Here is a 19684-nt window from a genome sequence, read left to right on the forward strand (position 1 = left end):
GGATGTGGATGGAGGGTCGGTGCCGTGGGAAAACTGGAAAAGTTGAGTCGCGAGGAGCTGGACAAGGCGCGCAAGGACATGGAAGCGCAGTTGAAGGATATTCAGCGGGCGCAGTCCGAATACGACGGTCGCCGCTTGAAGGAATTGCGCGGCGAGATCGAGGCGATGGTCGCGAAGGAAGGCTATACGATCGACGATGTATTCGGTGGAAAGACCGGCAAGCGAAATTCCGCTGGACGGTCGAAGGGTCCGGCGAAATACCGCCACCCGGAGAATCCCGAAAAGACCTGGTCCGGCCGGGGGCGTCAGCCCGTCTGGTACAAGGAAGCCATCGCGGCCGGAAAGGCGCCGGAAGACATGGCGATCTGACCATCCCGGTCGCCGCATCGGACCGGCGATCGACCCCTTTCCTTCGGTAGGGATGGCGGTGCGGTCCGCGTCCCCGGAGCGATCCACAGCGACGACGTCCCGGCGGCGATCCGCTGGACCTTTCCCGACTCCGTGCGGTTAGGTGGCGGTCAATCCCGTTCCGGAAAGGATCACCCATGACCCCCCATATCCGCGCCGAGAAGGGCGACATCGCCGAAACCGTGCTGATGCCGGGCGACCCGCTGCGAGCGAAATGGGCTGCCGAAACCTATCTGGATGCCCCCCGGCTGGTGAATGACGTTCGCGGCATGCTGGGATTCACGGGCACGTGGCGCGGCAATCCGGTCACGATCCACGGATCCGGAATGGGGATGCCCAGCCTTTCGATCTATGCCAACGAATTGATCGCCGAATACGGCGCGCGGACATTGATCCGCATCGGGTCGTGCGGCGCCATGCAGGAACGCATCGGATTGCGCGACGTGATCCTGGCCATGACGGCGACGTCCCTTTCCACCCCGTCGCGCGGGATATTGCGCGAAGTGAACTTCGCCCCCTGCGCCGATTGGGACCTGCTGCAGGCGGCCCATGCGGCGGCCGGATCGCGGAACGCGGCGGTCCATGTCGGCGGAATCTATTCGTCGGACGTGTTCTACGACGAACGACCCGACCTGACCGAGCAGATGACGCGCCACGGGATCCTGGCCGTCGAGATGGAGGCGGCGGAGCTGTACACCCTGGCCGCGCGCCACGGGTGCCGCGCCCTGGCCGTGCTGACGGTCAGCGACCACCTGATGACGCACGAGGCGCTGCCGGCATCGGACCGGCAGTCGTCCTTCGGCGACATGGTCGAGATCGCGCTGGAGGCGGCGTTCGCGGACGCCTAGGACCGCCACCCTCGGGCTCGATCACGGGGGGAGGTCCCCGGGTCGAGCCCGGGAATGACCCGGTGCGGATCGACGAAGCGACCTATCCCAGCACGACCACGTCAAGCGGCGGGAAGCCGTTGAAGCCGATGGAGGCATAGGACGAGGTGTAGGCCCCGCAGTTGCGGATCATCACCTTGTCGCCCGCGGCCAGCGTCAGGGGCAGCGAGACGGGCCGCTTCTCGTAGAGCACGTCGGCGCTGTCGCAGGACGGGCCGGCCAAGATGCAGGGCCCCATCGGCGCGCCGTCTCGGAGGGTGACGAACTGGTAGCGGATCGCCTCGTCGATCGTTTCGGCCAAACCCGAGAACTTGCCGATGTCCAGGTACACCCAGCGGTGCAGGTCGTCGTCCGACTTGCGCGCCACCAGCATCACCTCCGCCGCGATGGCGCCGGCCTCCGCCACCAGGCCGCGGCCGGGTTCGGCCATGATCTGCGCGACGTCGCCGAAGCGGTCGGCGATCAGGTCCATCACGGCAGCGGCGTATGCGGTCGGGTGGTCGATGGCCGTGCCGTAGAAGGCGGGGAAGCCGCCGCCCACGTTCAACAGGTGCAGATCGAAGCCCGCGTCGCGCGCGGCGTGCCAGACGGCGGCGACGCGGTCCAGCGTGCCGGCCCACATCCAGGCCTCGCGCGTCTGGCTGCCGACGTGGAAGGACAGGCCGTGAGGCACCAGGCCGCGGGCGCGGGCATGGGCCAGCAGGGGGATGACGCGGTCGGCGGGGACGCCGAACTTGCGCGACAACGGCCAGTCGGCGTCGGGGTTGTCCACCAACAGGCGAATGTAGACACGCGCGCCCGGCGCATGGGCCGCGATCTTGTCCAGCTCCTCCTCCGCGTCGGCAGCGAAGAGGGTGATGCCGGCCTGGTGCGCGAAGGCGATGTCGGACGCCCGCTTGACCGTGTTGCCGAACGACACGTGGTCGGGATGCGCGCCCTGGGACAGGACCAGCTCGATCTCGCCGCGCGAGGCCGCGTCGAAGCCGGAGCCGAGCGCCACCAGGCGTTCCACGATGCGCGGTTCGGGGTTGGCCTTCACGGCATAGTGCACGTGGGCGCGACCCAGGCCGGCGGTCAGGGCGCGGAACTGCCGTTCCACGGCGTCGAGATCCAGCACGAGCGTCGGGCGCGCGAAGTCGTGCGCGGCGATGTACGCCTCGGCACGGCTGGGGGCTGCGGGGTGAATGGGGGCGTTGCGGCCCGACAGGCCGGTCACGATCGCGTTCATGGTCATCTCCGATAGACCCGGCCATTCCTGCGCGTGCAGGCTCAGACCGCTCTGTTCCAAGGGAGACGTTACCGTCGCTACATAACCGTGCCCGCGGGGGGACCGTCAGCCGTGCCAGAGGCGCGTGCGTTGGCGTCTTGTGGCGCGCATGTGCGTCCGCGGGGCGATTCGGTCAAGTGGGAATCGCCGTGGCGCGCGCGATTGTCCGCCGGCCCGTCGGGTGGCGGCGGAACCGTCCCTCGCGAGGGCGGGTTCCCCACTGGCACCTGCGGAGGAGACCGCCATGAAGGCCATCCTGACCTTGCCGTTGATCGCCATGATCGCCGCCTGCGTCCCGTCCGGAAACAACCGCGTCGACACCCCGCAGGAGATCGAGGCGACGACCGACCAGGACGTGGACGGCGACCTGATCACGGACGACGTGCGATAGGGTCGGACGGAGGGCCCCTTCGCGGAGCCCCCGCCCCTCAGGCCGCGGTGCCGCGGGCCGGATAGTCGTTGTCGACGATGAAGCCGATCGTGCCCAGCAGATCGGCGATCCGGGGCCGGGCGAAGGGCACCGATTGCTGCCAATGCGCATAGACCCGGCCGTCCGGGCGGACGAGCGTCATGCCCGGCTCCGAGAAGAGCGCGGGTTCCTTGTCGCTGCGCGCGGTCGACAGATAGAGGCCCCAGTCGCGGGCCTGCGCTTCCGTCATGCCGTGGCCGACGCGCAGGCCGGCCTCCACCCAGTCCTGCGCCTGGTCGCGGGCGCGGTCCTCCGTGTCCATGGACACGGCGACGACGGACAGGCCCGCCTCCGCGATGTTCGGGAGGTTGGGGATCACGTCCTCCTCCATCTGCTTGGTGCACAGGGGACAGTGCTTGCCGCGATAGAACAAGACCAGGGTGAAGGCCCGCGGCGTTTCCGCCGACAGGTCGAAGGTGCCGCCTCCCAAAAGGGGCACGGCGAGGGCGGGGGCCTGGGCGTCGGTCTTCAGCATGGGACGGGTCCTTTCGGGTGATGCGTTCCCCCTGGTCTAGGCCGTCCGACCCGTCCCGTCACCGCGCAGGCCCTTGTGCGCCGATGGGACGTCACGCTTGCGCGAGCGGGGCGGACGGGCGATGCCGCCCGGATGTCGTTCCCCATCGCCACCGTGGCCGTGCCCCCCGGCCGGATCGGGGTCGCACCCCTGCCCCGCGACGAGGGCACGGTGGATGCCATCGTGGATTGGGGCGCGGCGCTGGTCCTGTCGATGACGGAAGCCGCGGAGATGCCGCCGGGGCTAGGGGCCCGGATCGCGGGGCGGGGCATCGCGTGGCGGCACCTGCCCGTCCGCGACTTCGGTGGGCCGGACGGCGCCACGGCGGCGGCGTGGCCCGGGGCGGAGGCGGCGTGCCTGTCGGTGCTGCGGACGGGCGGAGGCGTTCTGGTCCATTGCCGCGGCGGCCAGGGGCGGTCGGGCATGGTCGCCCTGCGCCTGATGGTGGCGATGGGCGAATCGCCCGACGTGGCGCTGCGGCGGCTGCGGGCCGTCAGGCCGGGCGCGGTCGAGACGGACGCGCAACGGCGCTGGGCTGCGGGCTGAGGATGGGGCCGCCCCCAGGCCGGGGGCGGCGCCGTCGGGGACGGACCGGCGTCAGATCCGGCGATCGACCATCATCTTCTTGATCGACTGGATCGCCTTGGCGGGGTTCAGGCCCTTGGGGCAGGTCTTGGCGCAGTTCATGATCGTGTGGCAGCGATACAGCTTGAACGGATCCTCCAGCTGATCCAGTCGCTCGCCCGTCGCTTCGTCGCGGCTGTCGATGATCCAGCGATAGGCGTGCAGCAGCGCCGCCGGTCCGAGGAAGCGATCGCCGTTCCACCAATAGGACGGGCAGGCGGTCGAACAGGACGCGCACATGATGCACTCGTAGAGGCCGTCGAGCTTCTTGCGATCCTCGATCGACTGCTTCCATTCCTTCGCGGGCTCGGTCGTCGTCGTTTCCAGCCACGGCATGACGGACGCGTGCTGGGCATAGAAGTGCGTCAGGTCGGGGATCAAATCCTTGACCACCGGCATATGCGGCAACGGATAGATCCTCACATCGCCCGACACCTCCTCGATGCCATAGGTGCAGGCGAGCACGTTGATCCCGTCGATGTTCATGGCGCAGGACCCGCAGATACCTTCCCGGCAGGACCGGCGGAAGGTCAGGGTCGGGTCGATCTCGTTCTTGATCTTGATGATCGCGTCCAGCATCATCGGCCCGCAGGTGTCCAGATCGACGAAATAGGTGTCGACGCGCGGGTTGTTCCCGTCCTCCGGGCTCCAGCGATAGATCTTGAACGTCTTGAGCCGGTTCGCCCCTTCAGGCTTGGGCCAGGTCTTGCCGGTCGTGATGCGGCTGTTCTTGGGCAGGGTCAGCTGGACCATGGTCGTCCCTTTCGGTCGTCAGAGCCGGGCGAGCGCGCGGGGCAGCCCGCGCTCCGTCAGGCAGGTCACGGTGTCGGGCCGCGCGACGACGGCGAGCGTCGTGTCGATCGCGGGCTGGGGCGGCACGCTGCCCGCGGCGAAGCGGGCCAGCGTCACGATCTCGGTCACGGTGGCGTTGTCGATCACGCAATCCGATATGGGGGCGACGGGCACGCCGGGGAAGCGGCGCGTGGCCACCTGCGTCACCGTGGCCTTGGCCGCGGCGCGCGTGGCCTGCGTGGCGACGCCCGCCGCGGGGCCTACGGCGGCGGCGCAGCCCGACAGGATCGCGGCGGAGGCCAGAAGGGAGAGCAGTCGGATCATCGCGGGATCGCCTCGCATGCGTCCAGGTTCCGAAGGTCGTCGCGCGGCCCCACGACGATGGTGCCGCCCCGGACCGCGAAGCCCGCGTCGCGGGCGCAGTCCAGATAGGCCGCCCGCCGGGCATCGGGCCCCGTCGCCATGCAGGCGGCCAGGGCCGGGGTCAGGGCGATCACCGCTGCAGCACGCATCAATACACCCGGGCCTTCGGGGCGATCTTCTTGGGGTCGATGCCGCCCTCGTTGTGGGTGGTGAGCGGCTTCACGTGGACCCCGCGATAGCCCATGTCGGACTTCATCTCGTCGCCCCGGAACCAGACGAGGCTGTGCTTGCGCCAGTTCTCGTCGTCGCGGTCGGGATAGTCCTCGTGCGCGTGGGCCCCGCGGGACTCCTTGCGCGCCGCGGCCGCCGTCACGGTGGCGACCGCGTTGGGCATCAGGTTCGCCAATTCCAGCGTCTCCATCAGGTCGGAGTTCCAGATCAGCGTGTTGTCGGTGACGGACACGTCGGGCAGCTTGGCGGCGATGTCGTCCATCTTCTCGCGGCCCTCGTTCAGGGTCTTCTCGGTCCGGAAGACGGCGGCGTCCTGCTGCATGGTCTTCTGCATCTGCAAGCGCAGCTCGGCGGTGCCGACCTGGCCCCGCGCGTGCCGCAGGCCGTCGAAGCGGGCGAGCGCCATCTCGACCGATCGCGTGTTGGGGGTGGGCCCGGTCGTGTCCGGGTCCACGATCTCGCCCGCGCGGATGGCCGCGGCCCGGCCGAACACCACCAAGTCGATGAGGCTGTTGGACCCAAGGCGGTTCGCGCCGTGCACGGACGCGCAGCCCGCCTCGCCCACCGCCATCAGGCCCGGCGATACGCGGTCGGGATCGTCCGCGGTCGGCGCCAGCACCTCGCCCCAATAGTTCGTGGGGATGCCGCCCATGTTGTAGTGGACGGTGGGCAGGACGGGGATCGGTTCCTTCGTGACGTCGACGCCCGCGAAGATGCGGGCGGATTCCGAGATGCCCGGAAGCCGTTCGGCCAGCACGTCGCCCGGCAGGTGCGACAGGTTCAGGTGGATGTGGTCGCCGTCCTTGCCGACGCCGCGGCCCTCGCGGATCTCCAGCGTCATGCAGCGGGACACGACGTCCCGGCTGGCCAGGTCCTTGTAGGTGGGGGCGTAGCGTTCCATGAACCGCTCCCCTTCCGAATTGGTCAGGTAGCCACCCTCGCCCCGCGCGCCTTCGGTGATGAGGCAGCCGGCGCCGTAGATGCCGGTGGGATGGAACTGCACGAACTCCATGTCCTGGAGCGGCAGGCCCGCGCGCGCGACCATGCCGTTGCCGTCGCCGGTGCAGGTGTGCGCGGAGGTGGCCGAGAAGTAGGCCCGGCCATAGCCACCGGTCGCCAGCACCGTCATCTTGGCGGAGAACAGGTGCAGCGTGCCGTCGTCCAGCTTCCAGCACATCACGCCCTGGCATTCGCCGTCCTCCGACATGATCAGGTCGATGGCGAAGTACTCGACGAAGAAGTTGGCCTTCTGCTTCAGCGACTGGCCATAGAGCGTGTGGAGGATCGCATGACCCGTGCGGTCGGCAGCGGCACAGGTGCGTTGCACGGGGGGACCTTCGCCGTATTCCGTCGTGTGGCCACCGAAGGGCCGCTGATAGATCCTGCCGTCTTCCGTGCGGGAGAACGGGACGCCGTAATGCTCCAGCTCGTACACGGCCTTCGGCGCCTCGCGCGCCAGGTATTCCATGGCATCGGTGTCGCCCAGCCAGTCCGACCCCTTCACGGTGTCGTACATGTGCCATTGCCAGTTGTCGGCGCCCATGTTGCCCAAGGATGCGGCGATGCCGCCCTGGGCCGCGACGGTGTGGGACCGGGTCGGGAACACCTTGGTCACGCAGGCGGTGCGCAGCCCCTGTTCGGCCATGCCCAGGGTCGCGCGCAGGCCCGCGCCGCCCGCGCCCACGACCACCACGTCGTATTCGTGCGTCTCGTATTCGTATGCAGCCATCGGTCGTTCTCCAGATGGTGTGTCTTACAGGGCCAGGCGGGCCAGGGCATAGACGCTGGCCAGCGCCGCGGCATAGCCGAGGCACGTCGTCACGACGATCAGCGCCTTGCGTGCGAAGCCCTGGACGTAATCCTCGATCAGGACCTGGACGCCCTTGGCGAAGTGGATCCAGCCTACGGTAAGGGTAAGCACCGCCACCAGGGCCGGGAAGGGCTGGGAATAATAGAGGACGATCGCTTCCCAGGGCGCTCCCAGGATGCGGCCGAAGGTCAGCAGGAACAGCGGGACCAGCACGACCAGCCCGGCGGACAGAAGGGTTTGGTGCCAGTGATGGTCGGTGCCCGTGCCCGCGGCGCCCAGGCCCATCACGCGCTTTCGATCGGTCAGGAACGGCATGTCACACCACCAGGATCGTGAGGATCGTCAGGACGACGGAGCCGCCGATGATGGCCCAGCCGGACCGTTCGGCGCGTTCCAGTTCGAGCATGTGGCCCGTATCCCAGACCAGGTGCCGGATGCCTGCCAGCGTGTGGTACCACAGCGCCCAGATCGACCCGAGGAACACCAGCTTGCCGAACCACGACGTCAGAACCGCATCGGCGGTCGCGAATGCGCCCGGCCCGGACGCGGCGGCGACGAACCACCACGTGATCATCAAGCCACCCAGCACCAGCGCGTTGCCCGTGATCCGCGTCAGGATCGAGGTGACGGAGGTGATCTGCGGACGATAAACGGAGATGTGCGGGCTGAGGGGTCGGTTGCCCCGGTTCACGTCGGCCATGCGGCCTTCCTTTCGATTGCTCGTCCTTCGGTCGTGCCTTGTACCCAATCGGCGCGCGGTGTCACGGGGTCTATGGGTCGCATACCCGAAGGTGGAACCGCGACGGGCACCAATCGTTGCAAAGGACTTTGATCAGTCGCCCGCAACACCCGGAGGCCACCCATGACCACCACCGACCACGTCCGCCGCGACGGCGTGCGAGATGCCCGCGACCTCGCGCACGACGCCATCGAGACGCGGTACGACAGCAATGGCCGCGCCGTCTGGGGCGCGATCTTCGCCGGCGCGGTCTATGCGCTGGGTCTGTACGTGCTCTTGTCGCTGGTGGGCCTGGGCCTGGGGCTGTCGCTGTTCGAGCCGACGGACGGCACGCCGATGAACGGATCGCTGACGACGACGGCCGTGTGGCAGTTCGTCAGCCAACTGGTCGCGCTGGCGGTCGGGGGATACACCGCCGGACGACTGGCGGGCGTGCTGCACCCGATGGGGTCGATGCTGCACGGCGCCGTGGTCTGGGCGCTGACCACCCTGGTTGCCGTGTGGATGGCCACGCAGGCCGCCATGGGCATCGTCAACGTCGCAGGCTCCGCCGTGTCGGGCTTGGCGTCCGGCGCATCGAGCGCAGCGTCGGCGGTTCTGCCCGACGACTTCTCCTTGCCCGACCTGTCGGTGGGTTCGCTGTCGATGGACGACCTGCCCCCGCAGGTGCAGTCCACCCTGCGCCAGAACGGCTTGACGCCGGAGAACTTCCAGGCCGAGGCGCGAGAAGCGTTCCGCGCCGTGGTGTCCCAACAGGAACAGGCGAACCTGCGCCAATCGGCCACGAACGCGGCGCAGGACATCGTGACCTCGCCCGGCGATGCGCGCGAGGACGTGAACGACTTCCTGGACCGCACCTTCGGACGCGGCGGGATCCTGTCGGAGGAAGACCGTGCCGAGGCCGTCGCCGTGATGGAGGACCGGTTCGGCCTGACGCCCGCACAGGCGGAGGAGTACGTCAACTACGTGCAGACGCGCGCCGAAGCCCTGCAGCAGGAAGCCGCCCAGGCGGTCGAGGAGGCGCAGACGCAGGCGATCCAGGCGGCGGACGCCGCGGCCGATGCGACCGCGTCCGCCGCGTGGCTGGCCGCGCTGGCCTCCCTGCTGGGGCTGGCCTCGGCCGTGGGCGGGGCGTATTTCGGACGCCCCGCGCGGGCCTGACACCGGCGGGCGGGACGTATCGACGTCCCGCCCCCCACGGACGAGGAAGGGACCAACATGGCGAAGTCGCATGACGAGATCTGGGACGAATGGACCGATCTGGTGAACATGACCCGGTCGGAACTGCGGGACTGGCTGAAGACCGAGGACTCGAAGGCCGTGGGCCAGGATTCCGGGGACGGCGAATCCAAGGGGCACAAGTCCGGCGAACGGATCGTCGAGATACTGGACACGGACAAGGGCGACCTGTCCGACGACGACTGGGACCATATGGGCCGCGTCGTCGGCTACGTGAAGCGGCACAAGGCGCAAGGCGGGCCGGACGACGACGTGGAAACGTCTGACTGGCGCTACAGCCTGATGAACTGGGGCCACGACCCCTGCAAGTGACCGTCGCGCAGCGCCGCGCCGGGCTGCCCCATTTCGGTACGCATGACGACGGGGTCTGGCGGGGCGGTGGCGGCGATGCCCTGCGGGTTGGTCAAGCCGCAGAATGGCGACATGAGGGTCAGACTGACGACGTAACCGCCATAGACCAGGCGTGCTCGACCACGTGCCCCGTGGCGCAGTCGTCGAACCAGGCCCCCGCTCCCGTCGCCGTCACTGCTGCCCGAGCTTCATGTCGGGCGAGTACTCCGCCGTCACGGCCTTCGTCACGGCCTGGGCGCAGCGCATGACGCCCGCGTCCGGGTCGTGGCTATAGGCCGGGCTGCCGTGCAGGACCCAGCCCTTCGCCAGCGCGTCGCTGACCTTGTGGCAGAACGCGCTGTCGTCCGGACCGGTCAGCAGGCGGTAGAGCATCGCCATCAGCCCATCCCCGTGGGCGACGGGCCGATCCAGCCGTGGATCAGGTACACGATCAGATAGGCGACGATGGCGATGACCACGGCCGACACCTCCTTCTTGACCGGAACGGGACGGGCGGGCGTGGCGGTCGCATTCAGGCGGGTCAGGATCGCCAGTTCCGCCAGGGCCCAGGCGAGCAGGCCGCCGAACAGGAGCAGCGACGCGACCTGCCCGTTCACCAGCAGGTGCGCCACCGCCCAGATCGAGAAGCCGATCAGCTGCGGATGCCGCACGGCCTGCGCCACGCGGGTCTTCGCGCCCGACGTGGCGAACAGGTAGAACGCGACGAGGACCAGCAGGTTGTTGACCGGATAGGTCCACGCCCCGAGCGCATAGAGCAGGTCGTACGGCGCCCACCGATAGCCGAAGATCATCACCAGCACGCCCGCGACGATCCCCAGCGTGACCAGCCCCTTCCCCGGCTCGCCCAAGGCGGCGCGGCGTTCGGGGGCCAGGCGCTTGAAGACATGCGCCAGGGACCACAGCCCCACCCCCAGGACGATCAGCCCGTATCCCATGTCACCCCCCCGCCGCCTCGATCGTGTCCACCCTTGCCAGGGTCCGGCGGGCCGTGTCCACATGCAGGTTCTCGACGATGCGCCCGTCCAGCACGGCCACGCCCTGCCCGCGGGCCGCCGCCTCGTCGAAGGCCGCGATGGTCCGGCGGGCGTGATCGACCTCCTCCGGGGAGGGGGCGAAGACGGCATTGGCGACCGCCAGCTGCGCGGGATGGATCAGGGTCTTGCCGTCGAAGCCCAGCGCGCGGCCCTGCTCGCATTCGGCGCGCAGGCCGTCCGCGTCGCGCAGCGCGTTGTACACGCCGTCGATGCAAGGGATCCCCGCAGCACGTGCCGCGAGCAGGCAGGCCTGCAACGCGCCCATCAACGGCATCCGGTCCGGTCCGGGCGCGCAGCCCAGGTCCTTGGCGAGGTCGTTGGTGCCCAGCACCAGGCCGCCCGTCCGGGGCGCGTCGGCGATCCGGGCCGCGTTCACGATCCCGCGCGGCGTCTCCATCATGGCCCAGATCGGCTTGGGCGTGCGTGCCGCGGCTGCCGCTACGTCGTCGGGGCCGTCCACCTTCGGCAACAGGATCCCGTCGCATTCGGCCTGCGCGAAGGCCGAAAGGTCGTCGGACCCCCAGGGCGTGCCGGCCCCGTTGACCCGTACCAGCAACAGACGCGCGCGGTAGCCGCCCTGCGACAGGGCGCCGCGCAGTGCGTCGCGGGCATCCCCCTTCGCCTCGGGGGCGACCGCGTCCTCCAGGTCGAACACGATCGCGTCGACCGGCAGGCCGCGCGCCTTGTCCAGCGCGCGTTCGTTCGATCCGGGGACGTAGAGGACGGAACGGACCGGAGGGACCATGGACGTGCCTTTCTGCGATGCGGCGAATGGCTGGCAGGGCGCGCAACGGATGGCAAGGCGGAACGGATCCCCCGCACGATTGTTCGCCCCCGAGACGCCCCGAGGGGCGGACCGGACCGAAGGATGCGCCCCACGTTCACTGACCGTCAACGAATCGGTGGCATACCCCGCCCCTGCTCCGGCACAGGCCGGACCGCATGCACGAGGATCGCGCGCCCCGCATCCGTTCGTGTCCGGCCCGGTCCCTCAACCCGAAAGGACCGTGCCATGACCAAGACGCAACGCTTCAACCTCGGGTTCGCCGCGCTCGTCGCCGCCGTGACGGCCCTGGCCGGGACCCACGCCCAGGCCCAGGGACAGACCTGCGGCCCCCGCGACGTCGTCGTGGACCGCCTGGCGAACCAGTTCGGCGAGACCCGCCGCGGCCTCGGCCTGGGATCCCGCAACCGCGTGGTGGAGGTCTTCGCCGCGGACGCGTCGGGGACGTGGACGATCACGGTCACGCTGCCCGACGGGCGCACCTGCCTGGTTGCGTCGGGCGACAACTGGGAGGATCGGGCCGACGACCTGAGCCACCTGCAGGACGCCGACGCCTGAACGCGGCCGAGCCCCGGCGCGGCGCCCTTGCGCGCCCCGCCCCCGCCACGATACCCCTCCGCCGGACCGGACAACGGCTTGACGGAGAACTCATATGACCCGACCCAAGATCGCGCTGATCGGCGCGGGACAGATCGGCGGCACGCTCGCCCACCTCGCCGCGATCAAGGAGATGGGGGACGTCGTCCTCTTCGACATCACCGAGGGCGTGCCCCAGGGCAAGGCGCTCGACATCGCGGAATCCGGGCCGGTCGAAGGGTTCGACGCGGCGCTGAAGGGCACCAACGACTATGCCGACATCGCGGGCGCGGACGTGTGCATCGTCACGGCGGGCGTGCCGCGCAAGCCGGGCATGTCGCGCGACGACCTCTTGGCGATCAACTTGAAGGTCATGAAGGCCGTGGGCGAGGGGATCCGCGACAACGCCCCCGACGCCTTCGTCATCTGCATCACGAACCCTCTCGACGCGATGGTGTGGGCCCTGCGCGAGTATTCCGGCCTGCCCCACAAGAAGGTGGTCGGCATGGCCGGCGTCCTGGACAGCGCGCGCTTCCGCCACTTCCTGAGCCTGGCGTTCGACGTGTCCATGCGCGACGTGTCGGCCTTCGTGCTGGGCGGGCACGGCGACACGATGGTGCCGTTGACCCGCTATTCCACCGTGGGCGGGATCCCGCTGCCCGATCTGGTCCAGATGGGCTGGATCACGCAGGAGGATCTGGACGCCATCGTGCAGCGCACCCGCGACGGCGGCGCCGAGATCGTGGGACTGCTGAAGACGGGCAGCGCGTTCTATGCCCCCGCCTCGTCCGCCATCGAGATGGCGCAGGCCTATCTGAACGACCAACGCCGCGTCCTGCCCGCCGCCGCCTGGGTGGACGGCGCGCTGGGCCTGGACGGCATGTATGTCGGCGTGCCCACCGTGATCGGAGCGAATGGGATCGAACGGGTCATTGACATCACGCTGAACCGCGACGAGCAGGTGATGTTCGACAAGTCCGTCGACGCCGTGAAGGGTCTGGTCGAGGCCTGCAAGGGCATCGACGCGAACCTCGGGTGAGCGGCCGCACCCATTCGACCGAAAGGACGACGGCATGACGGACGAACGGACCGCCCCCCGCGGGCCGAACTCGCGCGGGCGCGCGGTGGTGATCACGCCGGCCAAGCCGGACGGCCTGGGCGATCAGGCGATGATCGACGTCGCGGCGACCCAACTGAGCGATGCGGGATTCTCCGTCACCCTGTTGCCCAACCCGACGCCCACGCGCCTGGGGGTTCCAGGCGTCGCGGCGGGCGGGGTGGGCGGCAAGCTGTCGATCCTGGCCAACGTCGCCCGGGCGCGGCGGGTGATCGTGATCGGCGCCGACATCCTGGACGGTCGCTACAACCCCGACACCATCCTGAGCCGTCTGAAGCTGGCTGCGATCGCCCATCGGTTCGGCGCGAAGGTGCGGGTGATCGGCTGCAGCTTCTCCACCGCGCCCAACCCCAGGGTGATCGAATGGCTGAAGCGCGCCGAATGGCTGGAGATCCTGGCCCGGGAGGAGGTGTCGAAGGCCCGCATGGAGGCGGCTCTGGGACGTCCGGTCGAACTCGTGGCCGATTCCGCGTTCCTCCTGCGGCCGGAAGCGACCACCCCGGCCGCGCACGACGCCATCGCCTTCGCGGAAGCTCAGCATGCGGCGGGACGACGTGTCCTGGGATTGAACGCGAGTGGATTGGTGTTCTCCAAGGTCGCACCCGGAACGCTCGAAGCCTATGCGGAGGCGGTCGCCGAATGGGTCGCTGGACGCGAGGACATGGCCGCGATGGTCGTGTCGCACGATTCCCGACCGGGACAGATCGGCGACCAAGCTTCCTGTGACGTTTTGGCGGAGGCGGTCGGACGGATGGTGCCGGATCGCTTCCACTATGTCCGCGACGGCATCAACGCATGGGACGTGAAGGGGTTCGCCGGGCATCTCGACATGGTCCTGCTCTGCCGGATGCATTTCGGCATCGCCTGCCTCGGCAACGGCGTACCGCCCCTGGCGCTCGTTTCGATGGGCAAGTTCGAGGGGCTGATGGGTCTGTTCGGGCTGGACGGGCTCGAGATCGATCCCGAACGGGTGGCGGCGGACCCGCGCAGCATCCAGGGAAGGTTGGACGACCTCGCGGAACGGGCGCCGGACCTGCGGACGCGGATCGAGGCTGCCCTGCCGGAGGTGCGCGCCATGAGCGCCCGGAACTACGCCGGGCTGTGACGTTCGATCCGGGAGCATCCCCGGTCCTGACAGGATTCCGATCATGACCTCCCCCCCGACATCGGACCACCCCCGCCGCGCCGAAACTCCCGGCGCCCACGACACGGTCATCGGCCCATCGCAGATCGACAGGGTTGTGGCGGGCGGCTTCTGCATCGGATGCGGCGCCTGCACCCTCGGCCGGAATGCGGCGTTCGACGTCGGGATGACGCGCGAAGGGCACTATGTCGCCGCCCGGATCCGTCCCGACGGGCCAGGGGACGAGGCCGTGTGCCCCATGTCCGACCTGGGCCGTGACGAAACGGCGATCGGGGCCTCGCTCTATCCCGACCTTCCCTTCGATCCGGAGATCGGGCGCCATCGGGCGACCCTGGCGGGGCATGTCGCCGAGGGACGTTATCGCGCCGAGGGTGCGGCGGGCGGCTTGGTCACCTGGCTGGCGCAGACGTTGCTGGAACGCGGGATGGTCGATGCGGTCGCCCACATCCATGCGGTGCCGGGCGATGGCGCCGGCGGGCCGCTGTTCCAGTTCGCCCTGTCGCGCGACGTCGACACCCTCCGCGCGGGGGCGAAGTCACGATACTACCCAGTGACGATGGCGGAGGTCCTGCCCCTGATCGCGGGCGGGACGGACCGGTTCCTCGTGATCGGCGTTCCGTGCTTCATAAAGGCGATCCGTCAGTTGCAGGATGCGGGGCGCATCTCGCACGAACAGGTCCCCTTCACCATCGGTCTGGTCTGCGGTCATCTGAAGAGCCGCTTCTTCGCCGAATACCTGGCTTGGCAGGGCGGCACGGGGGCCGACCGCCTCCATGCCGTCAACTTCCGTCACAAGCTGGAGGGGCGGCAGGCGTCGTCCTATGGGTTCGCGCACAGGCGGCGCGACGCACCGGACGACGAGGTGGTCCGACCCATGAGTACCCTGGCCGGGCGCGATTGGGGCGAGGGACAGTTCAAGAATCCTGCCTGCGAATGCTGCGACGACGTGGTTGGCGAATGCGCTGACATCTCCGTCGGGGACGCCTGGCTCAGCCCCTATGTCGGCGATTGGCGCGGGTCGAACGTCGTCGTCACCCGCAACGCCGAGATCGACGCCATCGTGGCCGAGGGACGGCGCGACGGCGCCCTGGAGATGGACGATGTCACGCCCGAACAGGTCGCTCTCAGCCAGAGTTCGGGTTTGCGCCACCGACGGGAAGGGCTGGCGCACCGGCTGGCGCGGTTGGACACGAAGGGCCACTGGCATCCCCGCAAGCGGGTCGCCCCGCGACTGGCAGACGAGCGGTCCCGCCGCCTCATATACGACATGCGGTACTGGATCGCCCGCAACTCGTCGCGAGTCGCGGCCGACATCCTCGGACGGGGCGGGACCTTTGAGGCCTATCGGAGGCGGATGCGCCCCGTGATGCTGGCGCTGAAGATCGCCACGTCGGGCAAGCGGATCGCCTTGCAACGGATGCGCCGCCTGACCCGGCGATAAGCAGCCGGGCGCGATCGTGATCACACCCGCCCGGGCCGTGATCACGATACCCGCCGATATCGGACGATTGGCTCCGATACGATCGTTTTGGGTGGCGGTGGGACGGCGCGCGTGGTTTCAGCGTATGCGACCGACACCCTCAACCGGACGGGGCGCGCTGCCATGAACATCCACGAGTATCAGGCCAAGTCGCTGCTGCGCGATCACGGCGTTCCCGTCAGCGACGGCGTGGCCGTGACGAAGGCGGCGGACGCAAAGAACGCCGCCGGCCAGCTGGATGGGCCGCTCTGGGTGGTGAAGGCGCAGATCCACGCGGGCGGGCGCGGCAAGGGGTCGTTCAAGGAAGCCGATGCCGGGGACAAGGGCGGCGTGCGGCTGGCCAAGTCCGTCCAGGAGGCGGCGGAGGAGGCCAAGCGCATGCTGGGCAACACGCTTGTCACGCACCAGACGGGCCCGGCCGGCAAGCAGGTCAACCGCATCTACATCGAGGACGGCAGCGACATCGCGCGCGAGCTGTACCTGGCGATCCTGGTGGACCGCGCCACCAGCCGCGTGGGCTTCGTCTGCTCCACCGAAGGCGGCATGGACATCGAGGAGGTCGCCGCCAAGACGCCCGCCAAGATCCTGTCCTTCGACATCGACCCGGCGGCGGGCTACCAGCCCTATCACGGGCGCCGCGTGGCCTTCGCCCTGGGCCTGGAAGGGGCGCAGGTGAAGCAGTGCGTGAAGCTCCTGGCCAACCTCTACGACCTGTTCGTGTCCAAGGACATGGAGATGCTCGAGATCAACCCCCTGGTGGTCACGTCCAGCGGCGACCTGAAGGCGCTGGACGCCAAGATGGGCTTCGACGGCAACGCGCTCTACCGCCACAAGGACATCTCCGAGCTGCGCGACGAGACGGAGGAGGACCCAAAGGAGCTGGCGGCCTCCAAGTACGACCTGAACTACATCGCCTTGGACGGCGAGATCGGCTGCATGGTCAACGGCGCGGGCCTGGCGATGGCGACCATGGACATCATCAAGCTCTACGGCGCCGAACCCGCCAACTTCCTCGACGTCGGCGGCGGCGCCACGAAGGAGAAGGTGACGGAGGCGTTCAAGATCATCACCTCCGATCCGAACGTGAAGGGCATCCTGGTCAACATCTTCGGCGGCATCATGCGCTGCGACGTCATCGCCGAAGGGGTGGTGGCGGCCGTGAAGGAGGTCGGGTTGGAGGTCCCATTGGTCGTCCGCCTGGAAGGCACCAACGTCGAGAAGGGCAAGGAGATCATCAACGGATCCGGCCTGAACGTCATCGCCGCACACGACCTGAAGGACGGCGCGCAGAAGATCGTGAAGGCGGTGAAGGGATAAGCATCATGAGCCGGCTAAGGCTGCCGCTATACATTTTGCTATCGGCTGTCTTGCCCGGTTCTCTCCTCGCTGACCCAAGCGAGGGCGAAGCATGCGCTTATTTTGCTCAAGATTTACGCCTCGATCTTACGCTTAATGAGATCGTGTGGCGGCCCTTAGAGCCCCTGGTTTTCTCGCCCGTATCCCGGGATCTGGATCGGTATGAGTTGCTGACGACCGCGGAAATCGTACAGGAGTTCGGCACTCTCTCGGGAGAGGTGTACTTATCCAGAGGCGCAGTTGCTGCTCATCTAGTTTGCAAAGTTGATATAGTTGATCGGCGGGTCCTTGAAATTGCTGTCTTTCCAGGTTCGTCCGCTGGTCTGAGCATTGAGACATCGGCAGGGTCTCGAAAAGTTCGGGCAGCACCGGTCCGAAATATCGAAGTTGTCCGGCTCCCTCATGGGGGGAAGTATTAATGAAGAACCCGTCTTGTTGCGGTTTGCCCCCAACGAAGAGCCGCAAGTTCATACGCCAAACAGTATGGGCGACAACCATCTGGAGTTGCTCGATACTTAGCTTTCCGGCAGTCGCCCAAACCACCAACCCCCTGTCCGCCTTTGCCGCCTTCTGCTTCGACCCGCACCTCACCGCCACCACCGCGCAGGAGCGCATCGTCGCGGACGGCACGCGGCTCGACTTCTACGACGCGATGCCGTTCTCGGCCCCCAACCCGACCTTCGTCACCGTGGGCACCCAGGGCAGGCCCCGCACGCCGGGCACCGACCGGCGGTGCGAGGTGTCGTTCGACGGCATCCGCGGGGCCGACGCGGTGGAAACGGTTCTGGCCGCCCTGGCGGACGAGGGGATCGACCGCGACGCGCCCCTGCCCGTCACCCATGCCGACGCGGCGCTGCCGGGCACCCTGCTGCTGGCCGCCCGCTATCTGAACCCGAACCGCATCGCCGTGGTCCATGCGGGCACGCGGATGGGCCCCGACGACGTGGTCGAGACGTTCGCCTCCGTCGAGCGGCTGACCCCCCAGGCCAGCGCGGAGGCCGCCGAATGATCCGCGCCGCCCTGCCCCTGCTGCTGGCGCCGCTTCTGGCCCTGTCCGCCTGCATGCCCGCCACGACGACGGGTTTCGCCCCGACGACCGAGACGGTCGCGCTGCAACGGATGCGCTTCGTGGTGGAGGCCGTGTGCCTGAACAACACGTCGCGGCAGTCCCAGGATCGGGCCGCCCGCGCGCTGGGCTTTCCGATCCGCGAACGCCGGGACGGCGGCATCAACTTCGTCAACCCGGGCACGCTGACCTTCCTGCGCCTGGGCCCCGCGCCCGAACAGCGACTGAACGCCGGCACGGGGGCGGAACGGCGGTTCACCGGCAGCGGCTGCTCGGTCGGATCGCCCGCCGTGGACCTGACCGCGACGAACCGCATCGTGGGCGAGATCCTGGCCCCCCGGCTGGTGGAGGGCGACCGCACCGTGTCGGCCCCCCTGGGCGCCGGTCGCAACGCGGGTCAGGGGGTCGGGCTGTTCTTCGACGACCTGGCGATCACCGTTCCCTTCGCCACCACGATCATCGGCGACCCCGCCAGCGGGCAGGGCCGCCGCTTCGATCACCCCGTCATCCTGATCGTACACAACTGACCGACCCGAGAACGGAGCCCCCATGGCCATCCTCATCGACGAGAACACCAAAGTCATCTGCCAGGGCTTCACCGGCTCGCAGGGGACCTTCCACTCGGAACAGGCCATCGCCTACGGCACCCGGATGGTGGGCGGCGTGACGCCGGGCAAGGGCGGTCAAACGCATCTGGACCTGCCCGTCTTCGACAGCTGCTTCGAGGCGGTGGAGCGCACGGGCGCCGACGCCTCCGTGATCTACGTCCCGCCCCCCTTCGCCGCCGACAGCATCCTGGAGGCGATCGACGCCGAGATCCCCTTGGTGGTCTGCATCACCGAGGGCATCCCCGTGCTGGACATGATGAAGGTCAAGCGCGCGCTCGACGGGTCGAAGACGCGGCTGATCGGCCCCAACTGCCCGGGCGTCATCACGCCCGACGCCTGCAAGATCGGGATCATGCCGGGCCACATCCACAAGCGCGGCAGCGTGGGCGTCGTCAGCCGGTCCGGGACGCTGACCTACGAGGCCGTGAAGCAGACCGCCGACATGGGCCTGGGCCAGTCCACCGCGGTCGGCATCGGCGGCGACCCGATCAAGGGCACGGAGCACATCGACGTCCTGGAGATGTTCCTCGCGGATCCCGAAACGCAGAGCATCATCATGATCGGCGAGATCGGCGGCACGGCGGAGGAGGACGCGGCCCAGTTCCTCGCGGACGAGCGCCGCGCGGGCCGCTGGAAGCCCACCGCCGGGTTCATCGCGGGCCGCACCGCCCCCCCGGGCCGCCGCATGGGCCATGCCGGGGCCATCGTTGCGGGCGGCAAGGGCGACGCGGAATCGAAGATCGAGGCGATGAAGCAAGCCGGCATCGTCGTCGCCGACAGCCCCGCCACCCTGGGCGAGGCCGTGAAAGAAGCGATCGGCTAAAG

The 19684-nt window shown here is 68.8% G+C and carries 25 protein-coding genes; 14 read left to right on the top strand and 11 right to left on the bottom strand.

Annotated elements, in window-relative coordinates; all coding sequences use genetic code 11:
* Positions 1 to 24 precede the first annotated feature (24 nt).
* Positions 25 to 369, top strand: coding sequence for an H-NS histone family protein (locus P0084_RS06690; RefSeq protein WP_308916043.1), 345 nt, complete (start codon positions 25 to 27; stop codon positions 367 to 369).
* A gap of 176 nt (positions 370 to 545) precedes the next feature.
* Positions 546 to 1256, top strand: a complete 711-nt coding sequence (gene deoD, locus P0084_RS06695; protein WP_308916044.1) for a purine-nucleoside phosphorylase — start codon at positions 546 to 548, stop codon at positions 1254 to 1256.
* A gap of 82 nt (positions 1257 to 1338) precedes the next feature.
* On the opposite strand, the gene P0084_RS06700 is transcribed toward deoD, so the two are convergent.
* Positions 1339 to 2523, bottom strand: a complete 1185-nt coding sequence (locus P0084_RS06700; RefSeq protein ID WP_374213611.1) for a type III PLP-dependent enzyme — start codon at positions 2521 to 2523, stop codon at positions 1339 to 1341.
* Between the two features lie 283 nt (positions 2524 to 2806).
* Here P0084_RS06700 and P0084_RS06705 point away from each other — a divergent pair, with 283 nt between their 5' ends.
* Complete coding sequence (locus P0084_RS06705) at positions 2807 to 2953, top strand: hypothetical protein (RefSeq protein WP_308916045.1); 147 nt, start codon at positions 2807 to 2809, stop codon at positions 2951 to 2953.
* A gap of 37 nt (positions 2954 to 2990) precedes the next feature.
* On the opposite strand, the gene P0084_RS06710 is transcribed toward P0084_RS06705, so the two are convergent.
* A complete protein-coding gene (locus P0084_RS06710) occupies positions 2991 to 3506 on the bottom strand; it encodes a redoxin domain-containing protein (RefSeq protein WP_308916046.1) in 516 nt (171 codons plus the stop codon).
* Between the two features lie 132 nt (positions 3507 to 3638).
* On the opposite strand from P0084_RS06710, the gene P0084_RS06715 reads away from it, so the two are divergent.
* Complete coding sequence (locus tag P0084_RS06715; protein WP_308916047.1) at positions 3639 to 4091, top strand: protein-tyrosine phosphatase family protein; 453 nt, start codon at positions 3639 to 3641, stop codon at positions 4089 to 4091.
* Between the two features lie 51 nt (positions 4092 to 4142).
* Here the strand turns inward: P0084_RS06715 and P0084_RS06720 are convergent, their stop codons facing one another.
* From P0084_RS06720 to sdhC, 6 genes are read right to left on the bottom strand one after another with little or no spacing between them, the layout of a single operon-like run.
* Positions 4143 to 4922, bottom strand: a complete 780-nt coding sequence (locus P0084_RS06720; protein ID WP_308916048.1) for a succinate dehydrogenase iron-sulfur subunit — start codon at positions 4920 to 4922, stop codon at positions 4143 to 4145.
* 18 nt (positions 4923 to 4940) lie between these two features.
* Complete coding sequence (locus tag P0084_RS06725) at positions 4941 to 5285, bottom strand: succinate dehydrogenase (protein ID WP_308916049.1); 345 nt, start codon at positions 5283 to 5285, stop codon at positions 4941 to 4943.
* Positions 5282 to 5473, bottom strand: a complete 192-nt coding sequence (locus P0084_RS06730; RefSeq protein WP_308916050.1) for a hypothetical protein — start codon at positions 5471 to 5473, stop codon at positions 5282 to 5284. The genes P0084_RS06725 and P0084_RS06730 overlap by 4 nt, the downstream gene beginning before the upstream one ends.
* Entirely contained in the window at positions 5473 to 7284 is a 1812-nt protein-coding gene (gene sdhA, locus P0084_RS06735; RefSeq protein ID WP_308916051.1) for a succinate dehydrogenase flavoprotein subunit, read from the bottom strand. Before sdhA ends, P0084_RS06730 begins: the two co-directional genes overlap by 1 nt.
* Positions 7285 to 7308: 24 nt before the next feature.
* Positions 7309 to 7680, bottom strand: a complete 372-nt coding sequence (locus P0084_RS06740; protein ID WP_308916052.1) for a succinate dehydrogenase, hydrophobic membrane anchor protein — start codon at positions 7678 to 7680, stop codon at positions 7309 to 7311.
* A gap of 1 nt (position 7681) precedes the next feature.
* On the bottom strand, positions 7682 to 8065 hold the full coding sequence (gene sdhC / locus P0084_RS06745; RefSeq protein WP_308916053.1) for a succinate dehydrogenase, cytochrome b556 subunit: 384 nt from the start codon (positions 8063 to 8065) through the stop codon (positions 7682 to 7684).
* Positions 8066 to 8227: 162 nt separating this feature from the next.
* Between sdhC and P0084_RS06750 the strand changes: the two genes are divergently transcribed.
* Together P0084_RS06750 and P0084_RS06755 are read left to right on the top strand one after the other, a co-directional pair.
* A complete protein-coding gene (locus P0084_RS06750; RefSeq protein WP_308916054.1) occupies positions 8228 to 9265 on the top strand; it encodes a hypothetical protein in 1038 nt (345 codons plus the stop codon).
* A 57-nt stretch (positions 9266 to 9322) separates the two neighbouring features.
* Positions 9323 to 9655 carry a DUF3140 domain-containing protein gene (locus P0084_RS06755; RefSeq protein ID WP_308916055.1) on the top strand — a complete coding sequence of 111 codons (333 nt, stop codon included), beginning with the start codon at positions 9323 to 9325 and terminating at the stop codon, positions 9653 to 9655.
* A 210-nt stretch (positions 9656 to 9865) separates the two neighbouring features.
* Here P0084_RS06755 and P0084_RS06760 read toward each other — a convergent pair whose 3' ends face one another.
* Genes P0084_RS06760 through P0084_RS06770 form a run of 3 tightly spaced genes read right to left on the bottom strand, consistent with a single transcriptional unit; the run spans position 9866 to position 11473 of the window.
* Positions 9866 to 10072, bottom strand: coding sequence for a DUF1737 domain-containing protein (locus P0084_RS06760; RefSeq protein ID WP_308916056.1), 207 nt, complete (start codon positions 10070 to 10072; stop codon positions 9866 to 9868).
* Positions 10072 to 10629 carry an NnrU family protein gene (locus P0084_RS06765; RefSeq protein WP_308916057.1) on the bottom strand — a complete coding sequence of 186 codons (558 nt, stop codon included), beginning with the start codon at positions 10627 to 10629 and terminating at the stop codon, positions 10072 to 10074. Before P0084_RS06765 ends, P0084_RS06760 begins: the two co-directional genes overlap by 1 nt.
* 1 nt (position 10630) lies before the next feature.
* Positions 10631 to 11473: an HpcH/HpaI aldolase/citrate lyase family protein gene (locus P0084_RS06770; protein WP_308916058.1), complete on the bottom strand. Its 843-nt coding sequence runs from the start codon at positions 11471 to 11473 to the stop codon at positions 10631 to 10633.
* A gap of 267 nt (positions 11474 to 11740) precedes the next feature.
* On the opposite strand from P0084_RS06770, the gene P0084_RS06775 reads away from it, so the two are divergent.
* From P0084_RS06775 to sucD, 8 genes are all read left to right on the top strand, one after another.
* A complete protein-coding gene (locus tag P0084_RS06775; protein WP_308916059.1) occupies positions 11741 to 12070 on the top strand; it encodes a hypothetical protein in 330 nt (109 codons plus the stop codon).
* 94 nt (positions 12071 to 12164) lie between these two features.
* A complete protein-coding gene (mdh, locus tag P0084_RS06780; protein ID WP_308916060.1) occupies positions 12165 to 13127 on the top strand; it encodes a malate dehydrogenase in 963 nt (320 codons plus the stop codon).
* Between the two features lie 34 nt (positions 13128 to 13161).
* On the top strand, positions 13162 to 14310 hold the full coding sequence (locus tag P0084_RS06785; RefSeq protein WP_308916061.1) for a polysaccharide pyruvyl transferase family protein: 1149 nt from the start codon (positions 13162 to 13164) through the stop codon (positions 14308 to 14310).
* A gap of 43 nt (positions 14311 to 14353) precedes the next feature.
* A complete protein-coding gene (locus tag P0084_RS06790; protein WP_308916062.1) occupies positions 14354 to 15790 on the top strand; it encodes a Coenzyme F420 hydrogenase/dehydrogenase, beta subunit C-terminal domain in 1437 nt (478 codons plus the stop codon).
* 162 nt (positions 15791 to 15952) lie between these two features.
* A complete protein-coding gene (gene sucC / locus P0084_RS06795) occupies positions 15953 to 17146 on the top strand; it encodes an ADP-forming succinate--CoA ligase subunit beta (RefSeq protein WP_308916063.1) in 1194 nt (397 codons plus the stop codon).
* Positions 17147 to 17627: 481 nt separating this feature from the next.
* Positions 17628 to 18194 carry a succinyl-CoA synthetase subunit beta gene (locus P0084_RS06800; protein WP_308916064.1) on the top strand — a complete coding sequence of 189 codons (567 nt, stop codon included), beginning with the start codon at positions 17628 to 17630 and terminating at the stop codon, positions 18192 to 18194.
* The gene (locus P0084_RS06805; RefSeq protein ID WP_308916065.1) at positions 18191 to 18778 is read left to right on the top strand and encodes an aminoacyl-tRNA hydrolase; all 588 of its coding nucleotides are present in this window, start codon (positions 18191 to 18193) and stop codon (positions 18776 to 18778) included. The genes P0084_RS06800 and P0084_RS06805 overlap by 4 nt, the downstream gene beginning before the upstream one ends.
* Before the next feature lie 22 nt (positions 18779 to 18800).
* The gene (gene sucD / locus P0084_RS06810) at positions 18801 to 19682 is read left to right on the top strand and encodes a succinate--CoA ligase subunit alpha (RefSeq protein WP_308916066.1); all 882 of its coding nucleotides are present in this window, start codon (positions 18801 to 18803) and stop codon (positions 19680 to 19682) included.
* The last annotated feature ends 2 nt before the right edge of the window (positions 19683 to 19684 follow it).

It is taken from the genome of Jannaschia maritima, assembly GCF_030973515.1.
Lineage (GTDB): Bacteria > Pseudomonadota > Alphaproteobacteria > Rhodobacterales > Rhodobacteraceae > Jannaschia > Jannaschia maritima.